The 18050-nt window shown below is 64.3% G+C and carries 20 protein-coding genes; 12 read left to right on the forward strand and 8 right to left on the reverse strand.

The window, feature by feature from the left end; translation table 11 throughout:
- Positions 1-24 precede the first annotated feature (24 nt).
- The 4 genes from O0879_RS26560 to O0879_RS26575 form a co-directional block, all read right to left on the reverse strand.
- Positions 25-1500 carry a hypothetical protein gene (locus tag O0879_RS26560; protein WP_289919617.1) on the reverse strand — a complete coding sequence of 492 codons (1476 nt, stop codon included), beginning with the start codon at positions 1498-1500 and terminating at the stop codon, positions 25-27.
- A complete protein-coding gene (locus tag O0879_RS26565) occupies positions 1497-2930 on the reverse strand; it encodes a hypothetical protein (RefSeq protein WP_289919619.1) in 1434 nt (477 codons plus the stop codon). Before O0879_RS26565 ends, O0879_RS26560 begins: the two co-directional genes overlap by 4 nt.
- Positions 2931-3107: 177 nt before the next feature.
- Positions 3108-3590, reverse strand: coding sequence for a D-glycero-beta-D-manno-heptose 1-phosphate adenylyltransferase (gene rfaE2, locus O0879_RS26570; protein WP_251351044.1), 483 nt, complete (start codon positions 3588-3590; stop codon positions 3108-3110).
- A 44-nt stretch (positions 3591-3634) separates the two neighbouring features.
- Positions 3635-3874: a DUF3717 domain-containing protein gene (locus tag O0879_RS26575; protein ID WP_077399697.1), complete on the reverse strand. Its 240-nt coding sequence runs from the start codon at positions 3872-3874 to the stop codon at positions 3635-3637.
- Between the two features lie 134 nt (positions 3875-4008).
- Here O0879_RS26575 and O0879_RS26580 point away from each other — a divergent pair, with 134 nt between their 5' ends.
- The 8 genes from O0879_RS26580 to O0879_RS26615 all read left to right on the forward strand — a co-directional run bounded on the left by O0879_RS26580 (position 4009) and on the right by O0879_RS26615 (position 9142).
- Positions 4009-4947 carry a hydrogen peroxide-inducible genes activator gene (locus O0879_RS26580; protein WP_099665470.1) on the forward strand — a complete coding sequence of 313 codons (939 nt, stop codon included), beginning with the start codon at positions 4009-4011 and terminating at the stop codon, positions 4945-4947.
- 77 nt (positions 4948-5024) lie between these two features.
- Positions 5025-5879, forward strand: coding sequence for a 4-hydroxybenzoate octaprenyltransferase (ubiA, locus tag O0879_RS26585; protein WP_034784859.1), 855 nt, complete (start codon positions 5025-5027; stop codon positions 5877-5879).
- A gap of 108 nt (positions 5880-5987) precedes the next feature.
- Complete coding sequence (locus tag O0879_RS26590; protein ID WP_099665471.1) at positions 5988-6344, forward strand: DUF883 family protein; 357 nt, start codon at positions 5988-5990, stop codon at positions 6342-6344.
- Between the two features lie 56 nt (positions 6345-6400).
- A complete protein-coding gene (locus O0879_RS26595; protein ID WP_289919621.1) occupies positions 6401-6787 on the forward strand; it encodes a phage holin family protein in 387 nt (128 codons plus the stop codon).
- Positions 6784-7131, forward strand: coding sequence for a hypothetical protein (locus O0879_RS26600; RefSeq protein ID WP_289906834.1), 348 nt, complete (start codon positions 6784-6786; stop codon positions 7129-7131). The genes O0879_RS26595 and O0879_RS26600 overlap by 4 nt, the downstream gene beginning before the upstream one ends.
- A gap of 90 nt (positions 7132-7221) precedes the next feature.
- Positions 7222-7779, forward strand: coding sequence for a DUF3455 domain-containing protein (locus tag O0879_RS26605; RefSeq protein ID WP_099665472.1), 558 nt, complete (start codon positions 7222-7224; stop codon positions 7777-7779).
- Positions 7780-7871: 92 nt separating this feature from the next.
- Positions 7872-8429 (forward strand): sigma-70 family RNA polymerase sigma factor, encoded by a 558-nt coding sequence (locus tag O0879_RS26610; RefSeq protein WP_180278816.1) that lies wholly within the window; start codon positions 7872-7874, stop codon positions 8427-8429.
- On the forward strand, positions 8426-9142 hold the full coding sequence (locus O0879_RS26615) for an anti-sigma factor (protein WP_289919623.1): 717 nt from the start codon (positions 8426-8428) through the stop codon (positions 9140-9142). Before O0879_RS26610 ends, O0879_RS26615 begins: the two co-directional genes overlap by 4 nt.
- On the opposite strand, the gene proC is transcribed toward O0879_RS26615, so the two are convergent.
- Both proC and O0879_RS26625 read right to left on the reverse strand, forming a co-directional pair.
- Positions 9143-9973 carry a pyrroline-5-carboxylate reductase gene (gene proC, locus O0879_RS26620; protein WP_099665474.1) on the reverse strand — a complete coding sequence of 277 codons (831 nt, stop codon included), beginning with the start codon at positions 9971-9973 and terminating at the stop codon, positions 9143-9145.
- A gap of 22 nt (positions 9974-9995) precedes the next feature.
- Positions 9996-10697, reverse strand: a complete 702-nt coding sequence (locus tag O0879_RS26625) for a YggS family pyridoxal phosphate-dependent enzyme (protein ID WP_289919628.1) — start codon at positions 10695-10697, stop codon at positions 9996-9998.
- Between the two features lie 70 nt (positions 10698-10767).
- Between O0879_RS26625 and O0879_RS26630 the strand changes: the two genes are divergently transcribed.
- From O0879_RS26630 to O0879_RS26645, 4 genes are all read left to right on the forward strand, one after another.
- Positions 10768-11811, forward strand: a complete 1044-nt coding sequence (locus O0879_RS26630) for a type IV pilus twitching motility protein PilT (RefSeq protein WP_099665476.1) — start codon at positions 10768-10770, stop codon at positions 11809-11811.
- Between the two features lie 3 nt (positions 11812-11814).
- The gene (locus O0879_RS26635) at positions 11815-12954 is read left to right on the forward strand and encodes a PilT/PilU family type 4a pilus ATPase (RefSeq protein ID WP_289919630.1); all 1140 of its coding nucleotides are present in this window, start codon (positions 11815-11817) and stop codon (positions 12952-12954) included.
- 1 nt (position 12955) lies between these two features.
- The gene (locus O0879_RS26640; protein ID WP_289919632.1) at positions 12956-13441 is read left to right on the forward strand and encodes a glutathione peroxidase; all 486 of its coding nucleotides are present in this window, start codon (positions 12956-12958) and stop codon (positions 13439-13441) included.
- A gap of 185 nt (positions 13442-13626) precedes the next feature.
- A complete protein-coding gene (locus O0879_RS26645; RefSeq protein ID WP_289919633.1) occupies positions 13627-15738 on the forward strand; it encodes an EAL domain-containing protein in 2112 nt (703 codons plus the stop codon).
- Here the strand turns inward: O0879_RS26645 and glcF are convergent.
- Positions 15731-16969 carry a glycolate oxidase subunit GlcF gene (gene glcF / locus O0879_RS26650; protein WP_289919634.1) on the reverse strand — a complete coding sequence of 413 codons (1239 nt, stop codon included), beginning with the start codon at positions 16967-16969 and terminating at the stop codon, positions 15731-15733. The two genes, O0879_RS26645 and glcF, sit on opposite strands and share 8 nt — an antisense overlap.
- Before the next feature lie 4 nt (positions 16970-16973).
- Positions 16974-18044, reverse strand: a complete 1071-nt coding sequence (gene glcE, locus O0879_RS26655) for a glycolate oxidase subunit GlcE (RefSeq protein WP_289919635.1) — start codon at positions 18042-18044, stop codon at positions 16974-16976.
- Positions 18045-18050 lie beyond the last annotated feature (6 nt).

Below are 18050 nucleotides of genomic sequence, written 5' to 3' on the forward strand. Positions count from 1 at the left end.
AAGGAATTTTTAAGGAATCTGTGTTCAGGCCAGGGTCAAGGTATGGCCTTCGGCCACGCGCACGACGGCCGGCTTGCCCAGGCCACGCTTGAGTTCGCCAATGTCGCGGCCGTCATCGTCGCGGATCTGCACGCTTTTAAATGGTTTTAGTAACACTTGCCGCTGCACGCCGTCGGCCGTCACCTTGTAGCGCGTGGCGCGCGTGCCGACCAGGCCCAGCGCCAGCAAGCCCAGCACGAGCGCCAGCACGCCGCCGAGGATCACCAGCACGGGCAGCAGCGGATACTGGATGCGCACCAGCAGCGGTATCGTCGCCTGCGACGCGCGCACGCTGTCGGGCGGCGTAAACATGCCGGAAATCGGGTCGCCAGGGAACAATTCCTGCAAATCCTTGCCGAAACTGGACGCCAGCGCCAGCCGCTGTTCCGACAGGCCCACCTGCGCCTGCATGGGCAGCAGCACCTGCTTGCCCATGGCGGCGATCGCCTGCGCCGACCACGGCGACGGGATCTGCGCCATCGGCAGCGCGAACTGCACTTGCACGGACTGGCTGGCGCCCGGCTGCAGCTGGCGGATTTGATCTGGCGCAACGTGCAAGGGCGCGTTCTGCCCGGCCAGGCTGGCATGCACTTTGGCGCTGTCGATCACGTACGGGAAAAACATGTTTTGCAAGGATGCCTGCAGCACCACTTGCGGCACCAGGTCCGCCGCATCGACGTCGAGCACGATGGTGCGCCCGTCGCGGCCCAGGCTGGCGTGCACGTTGGCGCTGTTCTTGACGGATTGCGGCACGATGCGCACGGCATCCTGGTCCACCGGTTTCAATCGCGCGGGCGGACGCGTCAGCACTTGCGACAGCCGCCCTTCGGCCAGGATGCGGTTCAAGGCCTCCGACGCCGGCTGGCCATACGCGAGCGCATACACCATCAAGCCCTTGGCGCTGTACAGCTTGCCCTGCACGGGCATGCGCAGCGGAAACACCACCGTCTTGGTGATCGACGGTTCCAGGTGCAGCAGGCGGTAAAAGTCGCGGTTGCGCTCGGCCGTCTGGCTGTCGTTGTTCGGGCTGTTCTTGTTATTGGTAAAGATCCACACGATGCCGGACGCGGACTGGAACGGGCCCGTGATGGTTTTTGTCACGGCTTCCTGGAAATCCGTGTCGGCCAGCGCGCCGCCGGCGCCCTTGCGCGCCAGGCCCAGGCTGGCCAGCTGGCCCGCCACGCCGGCGCCGCCCTGCCCTTGCCCCAGCAGCGACGGCGACACGTGCGCGCCGCTGCTCTGGCTGAAGGCCAGGGTATACACTTTATCGGACGGGTTTGTAGCGGCCTGCGCCACGGCGCCCACCAGGGCTTTCAGTTGCGAGTGCTCATCCGTGTAAAACGGCTCCATCCAGCCCGAATTTTGCACGAGGAACGCTTGCTGGATGCCGGCGGCCTGCACACTGGCGCTGGCGAAGGCGAGAAAGGCGGCGCCGGCCGCGATCAGGACGCGCGCTTTCATGCCTGCAAGGCCCAGCCATCGATACGCGACAGCAGCGGGTGGTAAGCCCACAGCGTACCTTCATGCACAAACAGGCGCACGCGCCACGGTTCGCTGACGGCAAAGGTATGGAACACGTTTTCGCGCAATTCGTCGTCCTGCACCAGCTGCGCCGCCAGGCGATCGTTCGAGCGCAGCACGCTCGACAGGCCGGCGCTGGTGGCAAACTTCACGCCGAAGACGCTGTTGCCAACGCTAGATTCCAGCAGCGGCATGACGGCCTGGTTCTTGCCGCCGTCGTCGCCGTGTTCCGGCTCTTCCCACGGCGCCGTTTTCAGCTTGGTGGCGAAGCGGTAATTGAAGCTGCCCGAGCACAGGCGCGGCGCCAGCGCGTCAGCCCGTTCGGACTGCGCGCCCAGTTTCACGTAGACATAGGTGCCGCGGCTGCGCTCGAAGCACAGCTGCCACAAGCCGCCGTCGCGCGACACGTAGGGGCTGCCGAACTCGAAATGCGGCACCAGTCCTTCTGGCCAGGGGGTGAACGAGGCGGCCACGTTGCCGTCCGGCTGCAATTGCAGGCGCAGCTGGCCGTTGGCGCAGGGCCACACGGCCATGCGGTTGTAGGCGACGGGCGCGCTGACGGTGCCCAGGTCAAACAGGCCGTCGAGCAGCACGTCGCTGCCCGGCTTTTGTTGCGCATCAAGGTTGACGAAGCGGAGGCGGCCATCGTCGTCGCGCAGCGGTGCCCACAACCGGTTCTGGAACCAGACGGGCGCGGCTGCGCACGGCGCGCCGCCCACGTGCTCGACCACGTAGGTCAGCGACGGCACGTCGGGACGGATGCAGGCCAGGCCATGGCTGGTCGGCAAGACCAGCACGCTATTGAACTCCGGCACCAGCTCGGCGCGCCAGGCGCCGTGGGCCAGGTCCGATTCGGCCAGCAAGCTGCCATAGTCGGGGTCCAGCGCCAGCCAACGTTTCGAGGCGGGCAGCCAGGCGTGCAAGACGGCCTTGCGCGGGTCGAGCGCCAGCAGCGCGGGCGCGCTGGTGCCGAACTGGGCGGAAAAGAATTCGTATTCGCCGGGCGGCGGCATCGGCAGCGAAACGTCCGCCTGCGCATGCTCTTCGCGCGCGCGCTGGTCAGCCAGTTTCAGGGGCGCGCTGGCCTGGCGCAAGCCGGACGGGCCCGTTGGCGGCACGTCGCTGACGGGAGATGCGCCGTAGGGCGGCACCCAGGGCGGCGTGGCGGAGGTAGCAGGCGGCACTTGCAAGGCCGCGCCCGAGGCGGGGTCGAACGCAAATTCAGGCGGAAACTGGCGCACGGGCGCACCGGCGGCTGCGGGCAGGCGCCGCGCGAGCATCAGCTTGCCGATATCGGCATGGCTCACCAAGGGCGAGACGTTCTGACCATCCGCGCTGCGCTGCATGGTCCACGCGCCCTCGTCATCCACGTGCCAGGCGCCGGAAGGCAGTGGCCAATCCCCAGAAGTTTTATGATCCATTTATTTTCTATGACTAGCAATGCATTCAGACGGTGTAACGTGCTGGGGCTGTCGAAACAAAGTCGCAGCCCTGGCAGTTCTCATAGTAACGTCTTTTTATCTGTATGGAAACATTGACGAGCTTCCTCAGCCTTGCTGCGTCCGCACTTTCGTCAACAGCTTGGTGGTCGAGCGGTCATGCTCGAAATCGATGGCCACGGCCTGGCCGCCATACGCCAGCACGGCCTTGCCTTCGGGAATGGCCGCCATGTCATAATCGCCGCCCTTGGCATAGATTTCCGGCTCGATATCCTGCACCACTTCCAGGGCGCTGTCTTCCGAGAACGGCACGACCAGGCTCACCGCTTCCAGCGCGGCCAGCACGGCCATGCGGTCTTCGCAGCTGTTCAGGGGACGGTCATCGCCCTTGCCCAGGCGTTTCACCGAGGCATCGGTATTCACGGCAACGATCAGCGAGGCGCCCAGTGCGCGCGCCTGCGCCAGGTAGGTCACGTGGCCGCGGTGCAAAATGTCGAACACGCCGTTCGTCACCACCACCGGCTTCGGCAGGGCCGCGGCGCGGGCGCGCAATTCGTCGCGGCCGCACAGTTTGTTTTCAAAATCAGGCATGGATATCTCTGGTTGGGTTAAATGGGGTCACGCCATGGTCGCACTCAGGCGTGGCTATCGCCTTGGATGCCGCCGGCATCCCGGCGCCAGGCATCGATCAGGGCCACGACGGCCGGTTCCAGGGTCTCTTCGGCGATGCGATCTTGCCGGTAATAAATCATCAGCGCATACACGCCGGCCAGGCGGCTGACGGGCGGCGACAGCGCATATTCGTTGCCGCGCGCCGGTTGCCTGGCACGCCAGTAATTGATCGCCGCTTCCAGCGCCTGCATCCGCAATTCCATCGCCATCTCCCTTCGACGCCCGGTCCCGCATTATAGGGGGCGATCCGCTACAATACGCCATCGGCGCCACAGTTTCACGTTTGCGCCACCTTTCATTCATTGCAAGTAAGTACTTCCTGTGTTTCAATCAACCTATGACACTGACTGAACTGAAATATATCGTTGCAGTCGCGCGAGCGAAGCACTTCGGCCACGCCGCCGAAGCCTGCTTCGTTGCCCAGCCCACCCTGTCAGTGGCCATCAAGAAACTCGAAGACGAATTGGGCGTGGTCCTGTTCGAACGGGGCGGCGCGGAAATCTCCGTCACGCCACTTGGCGCGCAAATCATTGCGCAAGCCGAGCGCGTGCTGGAACAGACGGCCGCCATCAAGGAACTCGCCAAGCAAAACAAGGACCCGCTGGCCGGCCCCCTGCGCCTGGGCGTGATCTACACGATCGGCCCCTACCTGCTGCCGCCCCTGGTCAAGGCCATGATAGACCAGGTACCGCAGATGCCCTTGATCTTGCAGGAAAACTTCACGGTTCGCCTGCTCGAATTGCTGCGCCAGGGCGAACTGGACGTGGCCATCATGGCCCTGCCCCTGCCCGAACACGGCATGGCCATGCAGGAACTGTATGACGAACCGTTCGTCGTCGCCATGCCGCGCCAGCATCCATGGACGGCGCGCGAGAAAATCGCCGCGCAAGACTTGAAATCGGAAACCATGCTGCTGCTGGGCAATGGCCACTGTTTCCGCGACCAGGTGCTGGAAGTGTGCCCCGAAATGGCGCGTTTTTCCTCGCCCGGCAATGGCATGCAGCGCACGTTTGAGGGTTCCTCGCTGGAAACCATCCGCCACATGGTGGCCAGCGGCATCGGCCTGACGGTCTTGCCGCGCGCCTCCGTCGCCAATATGCACGCCACCGACGGCATGCTCGAATACCGGCCCTTCGCCGCCCCCGTGCCCTCGCGCCGCGTGGTCATGCTGTGGCGCAAGAGTTTCACGCGCAAGGCCGCCATCGACGCCCTGTGCGCGGCCATCGCCAGCTGCAACTTGCCCGGCATTACGCCGCTGTGCGAGGATGAAGACTAGCGCCCCAGGCGCAAAATAGTACATTTACATACTATTTGCGATAATCGACCTTTCTCTTCAACAAGATCGAGTCTTCCATGAACAAGCTGGCGCTGTATTTCCGCCTGATACGGCTGGACAAGCCTATCGGTACCGTATTGCTGCTGTGGCCTACCCTGTGCGCGCTGTGGCTGGCGCAGCAGGGCGTGCCGGACTGGCGGCTGCTGCTCATCTTTACCCTCGGCACTTTCCTGATGCGCTCGGCAGGCTGCGCCATCAATGACTACGCCGACCAGGATATCGACAAATTCGTCAAGCGCACGGCCGAGCGCCCCATCACCAGCGGACGCATCAGCGGCAAGGAAGCGCTGGCCGTGGCAGGCGTGCTGACCGTGCTGGCCTTTTGCCTGATCCTGCCCCTCAACGCGCTGACCAAGCAGCTGTCCGTGGCCGCCGTCATCATCGCCGGCACCTATCCCTATTTCAAGCGATTCTTTGCGATTCCGCAAGCGTATCTCGGCATCGCCTTCGGCTTCGGCATTCCCATGGGCTTTGCCGCCATCACGGATGCCGTGCCCGCCGTCGCCTGGCTGCTGCTGCTGGGCAATGTCTTCTGGGCCGTGGCCTACGATACGGAATACGCGATGGTCGACCGCGACGATGACTTGAAAATCGGCATCAAGACCTCGGCCATCACCTTCGGCCGCTACGACGTGGCCATCGTCATGGCCTGCTATGCCGTTTTCCTGCTGCTGTGGCTGGCATGCGGCTGGTATCTGGGCTTGCGTTACTGGTTCGTCGCGGGCTTGCTGGTGGCGGCCGGCTGCGCCGTTTATCACTACACCTTGATCCGCGCACGCGAGCGTATGCCGTGTTTTGCGGCATTCCGGCATAATAACTGGCTAGGAGCGGCGGTATTTGCGGGCGTGGTACTGGACTTTGCTTTCCGTTAAGCAATGACCCTTGCGCCGCGGCAGCCCTTGAGGCGGCGCAAGACAAGCCTGGCCGCAGCTGCCTACACTGGTATTTCACTGTGCAGTTTCACTTCCATGAGGTAATACATGAGCTCGATACATACCGGAAAATCCAGCAGCGACAGCATCCTCGCCGACGCCGACAAGGCTCGCGACAAACTGGTCGGCGACTTGAAGACCGTCATCGATGAAGCAGAAGGCTGGCTCGATGGCGCCAAGGATCAGACGGGTGAGAATGTCAAAGCCGTCAAGGACAAGTTCATCGCCACCCTGGAAACGGCCAAGAAAGACTTGATCAAGCTGGAAGAAGACTTGCTCGAACGGACCAAGAAGGCGGCCAAGGCCACCGACGAATACGTGCAGGACAATCCCTGGAAAGCCGTGGGCGCGGGCGCCGTCGTCGGCGTGCTGTTCGGTCTGCTGCTTTCCTCGTCGCGCCGCTAGATTGTAACGACGCGGTACCGACGGCGCAGGCCGTCACCTGACGCGAAAGGCAGCATATGGCTATCGTGCACCATGTCGCCCAAGTCGCAGCGACCCTCGCCGCCATCGTCCAGACCCGTCTGGCCCTGGCGGCCGTGGAAATGGAAGAAGAGTCGCTGCGCTTCCTGTCCTATCTGGCGCTGGCCATGCTGGCACTGCTGTGCCTGTTCGTCGGCCTGGTCTTGATCGTGTTCCTCGCCATCGTGCTGTTCTGGGATACGCACCGCATCGCCGCCATCGCCATCACGGCCGCCGTCTTCATCGTCGCCGCCATTGCCACCCTGCTGGGCGTGCGCGCCAGTTTCCGCAGCAAGCCGAAACTGCTTTCTTTTACACTTTCCGAACTGAACAAAGACCTGGACGAGCTGCAATTGCTGGCGCGCCGGGGATCGGAGCGGCCATGACCACGCACCCCACCAAATTGTCCAGCGTCCACACGGCCGCCAGCCTGGCGCAGCGGCGCGACGCGCTGCTGGCCGAATGCGCGCTGCAGCGCCTGGCCCTGGGCGTGCAGACGCGCCAGTTGCTGGAACCGCTGACGGGCGGCAATCTGCGCCACACCCTGGCCACGCGTTTCAAAATTCCCCTGATGGTGGGCGGCGCCGTGCTGGGCCTGGCATTGGTGCGTCCGCGCCGCATCCTGCCGCTGCTGCGGGCCAGCGGCGCGCTGCTCAAGCACGCCGCCACCGCCATGCCCGTCCTGCTGGCGCTGGCGCAGCGTTTCAGCAAGAAAGAAACGCCGTCATAAAATATTTTTGACCCGGCTGCATCCAAATGGCAGACCCATGCGTAGTAATGGTATCAACCAGCCGGTTGAGCCAACTACCAGGAGTTCGCCATGCTTGCCTTCACCGCCCCACGCCACGCCGTTCCCGCCCTCGCTGTGCTGGGCGCCGCCCTGCTGCTGAGCGCTTGCGCTCCCATGAGCGCGCGCTATTCGCAAGAACAATTACCGAACGCCGTCAAGGTGCCCGATGGCCACCAGGTGGCCATGCAGACCGTGGGCGTAGGCAAGATCGCCTACGAATGCAAGGCCAAGAAAGACATGACGGGCCATGAATGGGTTTTCGTGGGACCGGACGCGGCCTTGAACGACCGCAGCGGCATGCAAGTGGGCACGTATGTCGGTCCACCGGCCACCTGGGCCAACCTGGACGGCTCGAAAGTGACGGCGACGCAAGTGGCCGTGGCGCCGGCCGGCGCGGGAAATATCCCGTACCAGCTGGTGAAGGCCAATCCGGCCACGGGCAGCGGCGCCATGCAGGGCGTCAGCTACATCCAGCGCGTGGCCACCAGCGGCGGCGTGGCGCCAAGCAGCCCCTGCGGCATGGAAAGCATCGGCGCCAAGCAATGGGTGCCCTATCAAGCCGACTACATTTTCTGGAAGGCCGCCTAAATCAGTGAAAGCGACGGTTGGCAAGCGGGTTTCTAGCCTATACTCGGCCTTGAAAACTTGCTAACCGTTTACTATTGACGATTGCGCCGACCTTGCCAACGCTAGCCACTCCGTTCGATTACGATGCCGCCCTGCGCGCCTGCGCCAGGGGCGAGCAGCAGGCATTGCACGGCCTGTACCAGCAGGAAAGCCGCTACCTGCTGGGCGTGGCCCTGCGCATCGTGCGCCAGCGGGCCCTGGCCGAAGACGTGCTGCACGACGCCTTCCTGAATATCTGGCGCCGCGCCGGCAGTTTCGACGCCACGCGCGGCAGCGGCAAGGGCTGGATCTATGTGGTGGTGCGGCACCAGGCGCTGGACGTGGCCCGCGCCCGCGCCCATGAAGTACCGGCCGACGAGGATACCGTGGAAACCCTGCTGCACGAACGCCACAGCCACGATGCGGGCGAAGCCTATGCCGACCAGGCGAACCTGGGCAAGCTGCACGATTGCCTGGGCCACCTGGATGAATCGAAGCGCAACAGCATCCTGTACGCCTATGTCGATGGCTGTTCCCACAGCGAAATCGCGCAGCGCCTGCAAGCGCCGCTGGGCACCGTCAAGGCCTGGGTCAAGCGGGGCCTGGCCGCCTTGCGGGAGTGCATGGGATGATCAACGGCGACGAGGAATTGCACAGGCTGGCCAGCGAATACGTGCTGGGCACATTGGAACTGGCCGAACGGGCGGAAGTGGAACAGCGCTTGCCGCGCGACGCAGCCTTGCGCGACGCCGTCGAAGCCTGGGAACGGCGTCTGCTGCCCTTGACGACCCTGGCGCCGCCCGAAACGCCCTCCGCGCAACTGTGGCCGCGCATCAGCGCCAGCCTGTTGACGCCTTCAGCCGTGCGGCAGGCGGGCGGCTGGCAAGCGTGGTGGAACAGCCTGGCCTTCTGGAGAGTGCTGGCGGGCGGCGGCTTGGCGGCCACGGCCGCGCTGGCCGTGCTGGTCAGCGTGCAACTGCAAACACCCAGCGGACCCGGCTACCTGGTGGTGCTGGTGGCGCCGCAGGATAAATCGCCGGGCTGGATCGTGCAGGCGGGCGGACGCGGCGGCAAGAACCGCGACCTGAGCCTGATCCCGCTGGGACCGACCAGCGTGCCGCAGCAAAAGGCCCTGCAATTCTGGACCAAGGGCAAGGACTGGGGCGCACCCGTCTCGCTGGGCCTGGTCAAGCCGGGACAAAGCCTCAAGTTGACATTGGACAAGCTGCCGCCGCTGCAGCCGGAGCAACTGTTTGAAATCACCCTGGAACCGGTAACGGGCTCGCCCACAGGCCGGCCGACGGGACCGGTTTTATACATCGGCCGCGCCGTCAAGGTGATCTAATTACTTCGACAGCTCATCACCCATCTCGCGCCCCCGCTGCGCGGCCGCCTTGATGCCCTTGACGATGGCCGCCTTCACGCCGCTCTCTTCCATGCTGGTGAGCGCCGCATACGTCGTGCCGCCCTTCGACGTGACCCGCTCGCGCAGCAAGGACACGGGTTCGCTGGAGTTCGCCGCCAGTTGCGCCGCGCCCGTAAAGGTGGCAATCGCCAGCTGCGTGCCCTGCTCCGGCGTCAGGCCCAGCTCGGCGGCCGCCTGCTGCATCGCTTCGATAAAGTAAAACACATAGGCGGGACCGCTGCCGGACACGGCCGTCACAGGGTCGATCTTCGCTTCATCATCGAGCCAGACGGTCTGGCCGACGGCACGCAGGATGGCGTCCGCCGTCTTCTTTTGCTCATCGCTGACGCCGCTGCTGGCCACCATGCCCGTGATGCCCATGCCGATCAGGGCTGGCGTGTTCGGCATGCAGCGCACGATGGCGCGGTAATCGCCGAGCCAGCGCGACAGGTCGGCCGCGCGGATGCCGGCCGCGATCGACAGGATCAATGGCGCCTTGTTTCCGTCGAGGAAGGGCAGCAACTGCGCCGCCACGTCGCGCATGCTTTGCGGTTTCACGGCCAGCACGATCACGTCCACGCCGCGCAGCGCGTCGCCGGCGGCGGAAGCCGTCGTCACGCCGAATTGCGCCTGCAGTTTTTCCAGCGCGGGCGCATGCGGGTCGATCACGTGGATGTTGCCGCCCAGGGTCAATTTACCCGCCAGGCCGGCGATCAGGGCCGCCGCCATGTTTCCGCCGCCCACAAAGGCGATATTCAATTCTGTCGTCATGGCTATGCTTTCTATCAATCAGTTAAGAGTAATTGCGGGAACCGAAAATGGCGCTGCCCACGCGCACGATGGTGGCGCCTTCCAGCACGGCGGCGCGCAAGTCGGCCGACATGCCCATCGACAAGGTATCGAGCGCCAGGCCGTCCGCCTTCAATTGGTCGTACAGCGCGCGCAATTGCGCAAAGGCGGCGCGCTGCAGGTTGACATCCGTTTCCGGCTCGGGAATGGCCATCAGGCCGCGCAAGCGCAAACGGGGCAATTGCGCCACGGCATGCGCCAGCGCCGGCAAGTCAGCCGGCGTCACGCCGCTTTTGCTGGCTTCGCCGCTGATATTGACTTGCAGGCAGATATTCAGGTCCGGCAAGCCGGCCGGGCGCTGTTCGGACAGGCGGGCGGCGATCTTTTCCCGTTCCACCGTATGCACCCAGTCGAAATGTTCGGCGATGGGGCGCGTCTTGTTGCTCTGGATGGGGCCGATGAAATGCCAGACGGGTGCGCCTTGCGGCAGCGCAAGCTTGACGGCACTAATCTTGTCGAGCGCTTCCTGCAGGTAATTTTCGCCAAACGCCGCCTGGCCCGCGCGCATGGCTGCCAGCACGGCGTCCGCGCCGAAGGTTTTCGACACGGCCAGCAGGGTCACGTCACCAGGGGCGCGCTGCGCCTCCAAGGCGGCCTGCGCAATACTGTCGCGCACGGCTTGCAAGTTCTGTTCGATTGTGGACATAATCATTTTCTAGTGTATAGGGGCGGCGGCACAGTGCGCCAGCCCATCAATGCAGGCACAGGGATTATAAATGGACATCTCCGAACTACTCGCTTTCTCCGTCAGCAACAAGGCTTCCGACCTGCACCTGTCTTCCGGCCTGCCGCCGATGATACGGGTCAATGGCGACGTGCGCCGCCTGAACGTGGCGCCGCTCGAGCACAAGGAAGTGCACAGCATGATCTACGACATCATGAACGACAGCCAGCGCAAGGCGTATGAAGAAGCGCTGGAATGCGATTTCTCGTTCGAGATTCCCGGCCTGGCGCGCTTCCGCGTCAACGCCTACAACCAGGAACGGGGTGCCTCGGCCGTGCTGCGCACGATTCCCTCCAAGGTGCTGACGCTGGAAGAACTCAATGCGCCGCGCATCTTCGGCGAGCTGGCCATGCGTCCGCGGGGACTCGTGCTGGTGACGGGCCCGACGGGTTCCGGCAAGTCGACCACCCTGGCGGCCATGGTGAACCACGTCAACGAGCGCCTGAACCACCATATATTGACCATCGAAGACCCGATCGAGTTCGTGCATGAACCGAAGAAATGCCTGATCAACCAGCGCGAAGTGGGCTCGCACACGCATTCGTTCAGCAATGCGCTGCGCTCGGCCCTGCGCGAAGACCCGGACGTGATTTTGGTGGGCGAATTGCGCGACCTGGAAACCATCCGCCTGGCGCTGACGGCGGCCGAGACGGGCCACCTCGTGTTCGGCACCCTGCACACCTCGTCGGCGGCGAAATCGATCGACCGCATCATCGACGTCTTCCCTGCCGAGGAAAAGGAAATGGTGCGCGCCATGCTGTCCGAATCCTTGCAAGCCGTCATCTCGCAAAACTTGCTGAAAACCAAGGACGGCGCGGGCCGCGTGGCCGCGCATGAAATCATGCTGGCCACGCCTGCCGTGCGCAACCTGATCCGCGAAGCGAAAGTGGCGCAAATGTATTCGGCCATCCAGACGGGCAGCAACGTGGGCATGCAAACCCTGGACCAGTGCCTCACCGACTTGGTGCGGCGCGGCACGATCTCGGCGGAAACGGCCCGCTCGGCCGCCAAGTCCCCTGAAAACTTCCCCGGATAAGCCATGCAGACGACGCACGAACACTATGGCGCCATGCATGCGCTGCTGGCGCAGATGCGCGCACGGGGCGGCTCCGACCTGTTCATCACGGCCGGCTTTCCCGCCGCCATCAAGCTCGACGGCAAGCTGACGCCGCTGGCTGGCGGCGCGCTTGACGCGGCCCAGGCGGCCGGCTACGTGCGCGCCGTCATGAACGAGCGCCAGGCGGCCGAGTTCGAGTCCAGCCGCGAAGCCAATTTCGCCATCAGCCCGGAGGGACTCGGGCGTTTCCGCGTATCCGCCTTCGTGCAGATGGGCCAGGCAAGCATGGTCTTGCGATTGATCAATACCGCCATCCCCACGCTCGATGGGCTGGGTTTGCCCGCCATCCTGCAAGACATCGTGATGAGCAAGCGGGGCCTCGTCATCATGGTGGGCGCCACGGGCTGCGGCAAGTCGACCACCCTGGCGGCCATGGTGGGCCACCGCAACGCCCACAGCCACGGCCACATTATCACCATCGAAGACCCCGTGGAATTCATCCATCCGCATGGCAACTGTATCGTCACCCAGCGCGAAGTGGGCGTCGATACGGACGACTGGGCCACGGCCCTGAAAAACACCCTGCGCCAGGCGCCCGACGTGATACAGATCGGCGAAATCCGCGACCGCGACACGATGGACCACGCCATCGCGTTTGCCGAGACGGGCCATCTGTGCCTGGCGACCTTGCACGCGAACAACGCCAACCAGGCGCTGGACCGCATCATCAATTTCTTCCCCGAAGAGCGGCGCCAGCAGTTGCTGATGGACCTGTCGCTGAATTTGAAGGGCATGATTTCGCAGCGGCTGATCCCCAACAAGGATAGCGGCGGGCGCCAGGCGGCGCTGGAAATCCTGCTCAATTCGCCGCTGATGAGCGACCTGATCTTCAAGGGCCAGGTGCACGAGATCAAGGAATTGATGAAAAAATCGCGCGAGCATGGCATGCAGACTTTCGACCAGGCCCTGTTCGACCTGCACGAGGCGGGCGCCATCAGCTATGAAGACGCGCTACGCAATGCGGATTCCGTCAACGACCTGCGCCTGACGATCAAGCTCAAGGGCGCAGCGGCGCCGGAACCGGCCCCGCAGGCGGGCGCCACCAAACTGGGACTACTCTGACATGACCAACATCCACGATTTCCAGGCAGAGGCACTGGACGGCACGCCGATCGACCTGGCGCGCTACAAGGGCAAGGTACTGCTGATCGTCAATACGGCCAGCGCCTGCGGCTTCACGCCGCAATACCAGGGGCTCGAAACGCTGTACCGCGAATTCCACGACCAGGGACTGGTCGTGCTGGGTTTTCCCTGCAATCAATTCCGCCAGCAGGAACCGGGTTCGAACGAGGAAATTGGCGCCTTTTGCGAAAAAAACTTCGGCGTCACCTTTCCCCTGTTTGCCAAGGTCGACGTGAATGGCCCGCATACCCATCCCGTCTTTGCCCAATTAAAACAGGCGGCGCCCGGCATATTGGGCACGCAATCGATCAAATGGAATTTCACCAAGTTTTTGGTGCGCAAGGATGGCAGCGTATTTCGCCGCTATGCGACGGCCAGCAAGCCGGCCAGCCTGGCGGCCGACATACGGCAATTGCTACAAGAGTAGAAGCGCAATACTTTGACTTAAGACAACAATCATGCGAAATCAATAAAACTGTATTTATTTCATGCTTGATATCAATATTGTGTTTCAAATAGCAAATATCGGTGATAATGTTTACATAATTATTCGCAGATATCGATCATAAAACGATGCCAGTCTTTGGGAAAATATTATCTTCATGGATGCGGATGGGCAGTTATTCCCGCCTCTTCATCCCTATTACCTTCCTGATACTCGCCGTTTCCGCCTTTCGCTATCACGCCCTGCTCGGGACGGAAACGGCGCTGGCCAATGCCCGCTACCAGAGCGAGGCCCGGCAACTCGACCTGTTCCTGGCCAATAGCGTGCTGCCGCTGGCCGTGCATACGGACCGGCATGCGATGCACGACAGCGTGCGGCAAGTGCTGCGCAGCGCCCTGCCGCTGAACCGCAGCCTCGCCGCCATGCGCTGGGATACGGCTGGCGCGCATGTCGAAGTGCTGGCCGACAACAAGCTGACCGACACGCTGGCCGACGGCGTGCCGGCGTGGTTTGCACGCCTGGCGGGCATGGCAGCCATCCGCAGCCGCCTGACGGTGGCGCTGCCGGATGGCGGCGACGGCATCCTCGACGTGCATTACACGCCCGGCCTGCCCCTGGCGCAGGTGTGGCAACGGGTGCGCGGGCAAGCCGTCCTCAGCACCATCAATATCGTCCTCGTCTTCCTCCTGCTGGGCTTGATCCTGGCGTCGCACCGCAAGCTGCTGGCGCGGCTCGTGCAGGCGACGGACCGCTTCCGCGATGGCAACTTCGCCGTGCGCCTGGCGGCCGGCACCACGCCCGAAGCGCAAGCCGTGTCGCAGTCGTTCAACGGCATGGCCGGCGATATCGAAGAATTGCTGACCTCGCTGAAGACCAGCCAGCGCCAGCTGGGCGAACAGTTGAACGAAACCGTGCACATGCAGCAGGCGCTGCAAAAGCTGTCATGGCAAAACTACAATGACGTGCTGACGGGATTGCCCAACCGCGCCGCGCTGGCCGCCCGCTTCGAACAGGAGCTGTTCCTGGCGCGCGAACGCCAGCGCCTGCTGGCCGTCTGCCTGTTCGACCTCGACCATTTCCAGGCCATCAACGACCGCTACGGCGCCGAAGCGGGCGATGAAATCCTCAAGCAGGTGGCCGGCCGCCTGCACGGCTTTACGGGCCAGATCCACTACGCGGCGCGCCTGGGCGGCGATGAATTCGTCCTGCTGCTGTGCGGCCAGGCCAGCATCGCCAGCATCGAACAGAACATCACGCAATTGCTGCAGGAACTGAGCCGCCCCTACCAGGGCGACCAGCAGGCGCTGCACGTGACGGCCAGCGTCGGCATCGCCGTCTACGCGGGCAAGGACTTGAATACGGAAAGCCTGCTGCGCCACGCCGACCACGCCGTCTACCAGGCGAAACTGACGGGGCGCAACCAGTACCACTTCTTCGACACCAACCTCGATGAAGAAGTGCGCACCCACCACAACCAGCGCACGGAAGTGCGCCAGGCCCTGATCAATGGCGAACTGCGGCTGTACTACCAGCCCAAGGTGAACATGCGCGCCGGCACGGTGGTGGGCATGGAAGCGCTGCTGCGCTGGCAGCACCCGCGCCGCGGCGTGCTGGCGCCCGCGCAATTCCTGCCGCTGGTGGAACAGACGGATTTGATCATCGACATCGGCGAATGGGTGCTGCGCCAGGCCCTGTGGCAGATGCAGCGCTGGGTCGCTTGCGGCAAGCACTGGGTCGTCAGCGTGAATATCGCGGCGCGCCACTTCCAGCAACCGGACTTCGTCTCGCGCCTGGAAACCATCCTCGGCGAATTTCCCGGCGTGCGCGCCAGCATGCTGGAACTGGAAATCCTCGAATCGTCGGCCCTGCACGACATCGAAGACGTGCGCCGCATCATCCGCGCCTGCCAGGCGCTGGGCATCACGTTTGCGCTCGACGATTTTGGCACCGGCTACTCCTCGATGTCATACCTGAAACGCCTGCCGGCGAATATCGTCAAGATCGACCAGAGCTTCGTGCGCAACATGCTCAACGACCGCGACGACCTGCACCTGGTGCGCGCCGTCATCGGCCTGGCCCGCTCCTTCAGCTTGACGGTGATCGCCGAAGGCGTGGAAAGCGTCGAGCATGGCGCGCGATTGATCCAGCTGGGCTGCGACCTGGCGCAAGGCTACGGCATCGCCCGGCCCATGCCGGCCGACGCCGTGCTGGAGTGGGCGAACAATTTCATCCCGGCGCCGCAGTGGCGCATCGCCCAATACAGCGAAGTGCCTATTTGACCGGGGTCAAGGCGGAGTCGATCAATTCGATCCAGTGCCGCACGGGCGTCTCCGTGCCCGACTGCAGGTGGCTCAGGCAGCCGATATTCGCCGACACGATCATCTCCGGCTCGCACGCTTCCAGGTTCACCACCTTGTTGTCGCGCAACTGTTGCGACAGTGCCGGCTGCAGGATCGAATACGTGCCCGCCGAACCGCAGCACAGATGGCTGTCGGCGCACAGGCGCACGTCGACGCCGACAGCGCGCAGCACCTGCTCCACCTTGCCGCGCACCTGCTGGCCGTGCTGCAGGGTGCACGGCGGGTGGTACGCCACTCTTTTGCCGATGCGCCCTTGCAGCAGCGCCACCAGCTCCGCCTCGAACGCGGGCATGATCTCGGACAAGTCGCGCGTCAATTCTGCGATGCGCCGCGCCTTGTCCGCATAGCGGGCGTCGTGCGCCAGCAGATGGCCATATTCCTTCACCGTGGCGCCGCAGCCGGAGGCCGTCATGACGATGGCTTCCGCGCTGTCCACGCAATCTACGTAGGGCCACCAGGCGTCGATATTGCGGCGCATGTCGTCCAGCGCCGCTTCCTGGTCGTTCAAGTGATGGCGCAGCGCGCCGCAGCAGCCCGCCTTGGTCGCGACGATCAGCTGCACGCCGAGGGCGTCGAGCACGCGCGCCGTGGCCGCGTTGATGTTCGGCGACATGGCCGGCTGCACGCAGCCGTCGAGCAGCAGCATGGTGCGCGCATGCCGGCGCGCGGGCCATGCCCCGGCCTTTTCTCCGGGACGCAGCTTGTCCTGCAAGCCTTTCGACAGCAAGGGCCGCAGCGCCTGCCCCGCCTTGTACACGGGCGTAAACAGCCAGCGGCGCGGCAAGGCTTCCTTCAGGGCGAAGCGCAGCGCCCGTTCGCGCAAGGGGCGCTGCACCCGCTGTTCGACGACGTTGCGGCCGATGTCGACCAGGCGCCCGTACTGCACCCCGGACGGACAGGTCGACTCGCAGTTGCGGCAGGTCAGACAGCGGTCCAGATGCGTCTGCGTCTTGGCCGTGACGGGCGCGCCTTCGAGCACTTGCTTGATCAGGTAGATGCGTCCACGGGGGCCATCGAGTTCATCGCCCAGCAACTGGTAGGTGGGACAGGTGGCCGTGCAAAAGCCGCAATGCACGCAGGCGCGCAGGATGGCTTCGGCTTCGTCGCCTGCCGGCGTATTCTTGATGAAATCGGCGAGATTGGTTTGCATGCGCTCAAGTCATTCTGTGCGGGTTGAAGATGCCGGCCGGGTCGAAAGCGTGCCGCAGGCGCTGGTGGATTTTTTCAATGGCCGGCGCCAGCGGATGAAACACGCCCACGGCCTTGTCGCCGCCGCGGAACAGGGTGGCGTGGCCCCCAAGCGCGGCCACGGCCTGGCGGATGTGCTGACTGCCTGCCGCATCGGCGTCGCCGTCGAGCTTGAGCCAGCGCTGCGCCCCGCCCCATTCGATCAGCTGGCGCCCCTTTAAAATCACGGCGCTGGCGTGCGGCGGCAGCGACAGGCGCCACAGGCTGCCCGGGCCGGCAAAGAAATCGTGCGTCTGCTCGCGCACGGACAGCCAGAAGGCGGCCGCGTCTTCGGCTGCCAGCAGCCCGCCTTTCAAGGATTGCAGGGCCGCCGACACGGCCGCCTCGGCGCCGGACAGGCGCACGCTCAAGACGCCGTCATGCCAGCAACTGGCGGAAATGGGCAGCGGCTTGCCCGCCCATTCATTGAGCATGCGCAAGGCGGCAATTTCCGCGCATTCCAGGCGCAAGGTCGCTTCGCGCAGCGGCAAGGGCAGCACTTTCAGCGACACTTCCAGGATCAGGCCCAAGGTACCCAGGGACCCCGCCAGCAGGCGCGAGACATCGTAGCCGGCCACGTTCTTCATCACTTGCCCGCCGAAGGCCAGGCGCTGGCCGTGGCCATCCATCAGCACGGCGCCCAGCACAAAGTCGCGCAAGGCTCCCGCGCTGGCCCGGCGCGGGCCGGACAGGGCGCTGGCGACGACGCCGCCCACCGTGGCGCCCGGCCCGAAATGGGGCGGCTCGAAGGCCAGCATCTGGTTGCGCGCGGCCAGCGCCGCCTCGATCTCGGCAAGCGGCGTGCCGCAGCGGGCCGTGATCACCAGCTCCGTCGGTTCATAGTCGATGATGCCCGCGTACGCGCGCGTATCGAGCACCTCGCCGGCCAGCTGCTGGCCATACCAGTCCTTCGTGCCGCCGCCGCGCAGGCGCAAGGGGCGGCCCGCCGCGCTGGCCGCCAGGATCTGCTGCCTGAATTGTTCCGCTATCGCTTGCAAAAGAGT

The organism is Janthinobacterium sp. SUN120, assembly GCF_030397735.1.
GTDB classification, from domain to species: Bacteria; Pseudomonadota; Gammaproteobacteria; order Burkholderiales; family Burkholderiaceae_D; genus Janthinobacterium; species Janthinobacterium kumbetense.